2 protein-coding genes are annotated in these 3,869 nt (G+C 46.5%); both read left to right on the top strand.

Annotated features, from left to right (window positions below; genetic code table 11):
- The first annotated feature begins 340 nt into the window (after window positions 1–340).
- Window positions 341–1,573: an acetate kinase gene (locus VLN09_RS00710; RefSeq protein ID WP_325243144.1), complete on the top strand. Its 1,233-nt coding sequence runs from the start codon at window positions 341–343 to the stop codon at window positions 1,571–1,573.
- 93 nt (window positions 1,574–1,666) lie between these two features.
- Complete coding sequence (gene pta, locus VLN09_RS00705) at window positions 1,667–3,823, top strand: phosphate acetyltransferase (RefSeq protein WP_325243141.1); 2,157 nt, start codon at window positions 1,667–1,669, stop codon at window positions 3,821–3,823.
- The last annotated feature ends 46 nt before the right edge of the window (window positions 3,824–3,869 follow it).

Here is a 3,869-nt window from a genome sequence, read left to right as displayed (position 1 = left end):
GCACTTACTTGCATATTAAAGCCTTATTGTTATCGTGGTATACGCATAATAATATGGTACATTATAGTGAATCCTTGGTGCTGTGACGAACCATTAGCCTACGTATTATCGACCCTGAGCCGCACTGAAATTTACCAGTTTATCAAAGTAGGTTTCTCAAAACCTTTGAAGTGCCGTCGAGTAATAACAGCCCAAGCATGATAAAAATCAGCGATGTCATTGTTTACGTATGTCAGCTGTTTGGCCTGCGCTAGCAAGGATATGGCTATTTTTTTGTTTATACAACCGGTGATAATCGATGACGATTCACCACTTACAAAATATAATCTAAGGATAGAGTATGAGTGCCAGCCTAACCACGACTTTTGATGACAAAAACTCCGAAACATCAAACCTGATCAACCCCACTTTAGTCCTCAACTGCGGTTCCTCTTCTATCAAATACGCGCTTATCAGCGAAGACAATTCTATTCGTATCACAGGCCTTGCCGAAAACTTAGGTCTCGATACTGCCCGTATCAAACACACGACGTTAAATGGTGAAAAACTAGAAATCGCTATTGCTGGTGGTCGTCATGAGCTTGCCTTACAAAAAATCCTTGAGCTATTAGAGCAGTATCACTTTATTGCTGTTGGGCATCGTGTGGTACATGGCGGCCGCGAATATTCAGAAGCCGTGCAGGTGAATCAACATGTCTTAGAAGAAGTGAAGCGTTTAAAAGTGCTAGCGCCATTACACAATCCGGCAAACGCCCTGGGTATCGAAGCCGTACAAGCGATCTATCCTGATATGCCGCAAGTCGTGGTATTTGACACTGCCTTCCACCAAACCATGCCACCCGTCGCTTTCCGCTATCCGTTACCAAAAGCCCTTTATGAAGAACATAAAATCCGTCGTTATGGCTTTCATGGCACCTCGCATGCTTATGTATCAGAACGCGCCAGCCACATTACCAGCGCAACAGGACCACATGGTTGGTTGACTGCGCATTTGGGCAATGGCTGTTCAGCAACTGCCGTCTACGATGGCAAAAGTCTTGATACCAGTATGGGTCTAACCCCGCTTGAAGGTCTCATGATGGGTACGCGCAGCGGTGATGTCGATCCAAGCTTACACATTCATCTTAAGCGACAACTTGGCATGAGCTTAGAAGAAATCGACAAGATGCTCAATAGCGAAAGTGGTCTACTTGGCATTTCAGGCTTATCAAATGATTTGCGTACTATTGAGCAAGCGGCTAATGAAGGTCATGAAGACGCAAAGCTGGCGATTGAGATGTTCTGCTATCGTGTTGGTAAATACCTTGCCAGCTTAAGCTGTGCGCTCCCTGACTTTACTGGCATTGTCTTCACAGGTGGTATCGGCGAAAACTCTGTGACCACGCGAATGCGTATTTTGGAAGTCATGCGTCATTTTGGCATCAAAGTAGATGCCAGTAAGAACGCTGGCTTGGTCGGTGGCAATGAAGGCAGTTTCCATACTGACGATAGCAGTATTGAGCTGTGGGTTATCCCAACTGATGAAGAATGCCGTATCGCACAAGAAACTCGTGCGGCCTTGGGTCTACAATAAGACTAATACGCCTGCTATAAGAATCACAAGTTGATTCTTATACGCTCAATGATGACAATCTCCTTAAAAACATAATAAACAGTAGGATACATTATGCAAACTATTTTACTTGTGCCCATCAGCCGCGGTATCGGTGTGACATCAGCGGCTTTGGGTTTGATTCGTGCTTTTGATTACAACGGTATCAAAGCGGGTTTTATGAAGCCGTTTTTGCAAGACGATACGCTGGATAAGCAAAACAGTCTAGACAGCTCAAGCGCATTAGCCATGCATGCCTTTGGGCTAAAGCCACCTAAATCGATCAGCCGTCAACATGTTGAGCGTATGATTGGTGATGACAATCTTGATGACTTGATGGAAGAAGTGGTCGTTAACTATCATACCCTCGGCGATGACTACGATGTAGTGATCTGCGAAGGCTTAGTACCGACAACTGAAACTTCTTATGCCTCACAAATCAACCGTGCGATTGCTCATGCGCTAGATGCCAGAATCATCTTTGTGAGCACCGCTGATACCAGTAAACCTGCGTATTTGGCCGATAAGCTTGATGTCCATGCTCGTGAATTTGGTGGTATGGCAAGTGATCGTACGCTTGGCTGTATCTTGATGCGTATGCATGACTTACCAAATACACAAAGCACCTTAGAAAATCAAATCGTTGCCCCTGGTGAAGCGATTGTGAGTTTGGACAGCGGCTTTATCCAAGAAGTCCAACGCCTATCACCGCACTTCAATACTGAACAATTCCATCTCATCGGTGTTGTACCATTTAGCGACTCATTATCCGTGCCGCGTACGTGGGATATCGCGGCTGAGCTTGACGCCACTTGGCTCAATGTTGGTGAAGCAAAATCGCGCCGCATCAATCGCATCAGCTTGACCGCACGCTCAGTTGCACGTGTCGATGAAGTGTTCAAACGTGGCACGCTTATCGTGGTGCCGGGCGACCGCGACGATTTATTATTGGCAGCTGGATTAGCTTGTCTCAATGGTATTCCACTGGCAGGATTGGTATTGACCGGCGGCGTCGTGCCCAGTCCAACGGTCGCTGAGCTTTGGCAATCTGCACTCAAAACTGGTATTCCTGTAATGAGTGTCGAAGATGACAGCTTTGAGACGGTACAAAGTCTATTACACATGAGTGCTGAGATTCCAAGCGATGACACCGAACGCGCCGAGGAAGTGGCTCGCTATGTCGCGGCGCACCTAGATCTTAGCTGGATTAAAGCCTACTTTAGCCAAAATCATGAGCCGCGCTTGTCACCGTCAGCATTTCGTCATCAAGTGGTTAAAAAAGCGCAAATTGCCAAAAAACGTATCGTGCTGCCAGAAGGCTCTGAGCCGCGTACGGTAGAAGCTGCTTGTATCTGCCAAAGCCGTGGTATTGCCAACTGTGTGCTACTCGCTAAGCGTGCTGATGTTGAACAAGTCGCTAAGAACCGCGATTTAGTATTACCTGAAGGGCTTGAAATTATCGATCCTGACAGCTTAGATATGAGCAAATATATCGCCGCTGTAGTAGAGCGTCGCAAAGGTAAAACCAGCGCAGAAGTGGCTGCTGAATATCTGCAAGATACCGTTTATTTAGGTACGACCATGCTGCAAATGGACGAAGTTGATGGCTTAGTCTCTGGTGCGATTCATACCACGGCGAATACTGTCCGCCCAGCCTTTCAGTTGATTAAAACGGCACCGGAGTATTCACTCGTGTCGTCAGTATTCTTTATGCTGTTACCTGAGCAAGTGGTGGTCTATGGTGACTGCGCTATCAACCCTGATCCAACTGCAGAAGAATTGGCTGAGATTGCTATTCAATCAGCGCAATCAGCAGCCGCCTTTGGTATCGATCCAAAAGTAGCAATGATTAGCTACTCGACTGGCTCGTCAGGTACTGGCGCTGATGTCGAAAAAGTCACCCGTGCGACCCAAATCGTCCGTGAACGTGCGCCGAATCTAAAAGTCGATGGACCGCTACAGTATGACGCGGCTTCTGTTATGAGCGTCGGTAAGCAAAAAGCGCCGGATTCGCCCGTTGCTGGACAAGCAAACGTCTTTATCTTCCCTGACCTAAATACGGGTAATACCACTTATAAAGCGGTACAACGTAGTGCCAATGTGGTTAGTGTCGGACCGATGTTGCAAGGCTTAAATAAACCGGTCAATGACTTGTCACGTGGTGCCTTAGTCGATGATATTATTTATACCATCGCCCTCACCGCCATTCAAGCACATAGCGACGTTATTTAAGCATTTAAAGCTTCTTTCAAAATAAGTATTATTGAGCCGACTATCA

This window comes from Psychrobacter sp., from assembly GCF_035469765.1.
GTDB lineage: Bacteria > Pseudomonadota > Gammaproteobacteria > Pseudomonadales > Moraxellaceae > Psychrobacter.
Note: the sequence above shows the minus strand (reverse complement) of the source record. Positions and strands in the feature narration are given on the sequence as shown.

Bases quoted from the DNA above. Each gene is read 5' to 3' on its own strand.
- VLN09_RS00710 (WP_325243144.1), top strand. From the start codon at position 341: ATGAGTGCCAGCCTAACCACGACTTTTGATGACAAAAACTCCGAAACA.
- pta (WP_325243141.1), top strand. From the start codon at position 1,667: ATGCAAACTATTTTACTTGTGCCCATCAGCCGCGGTATCGGTGTGACA.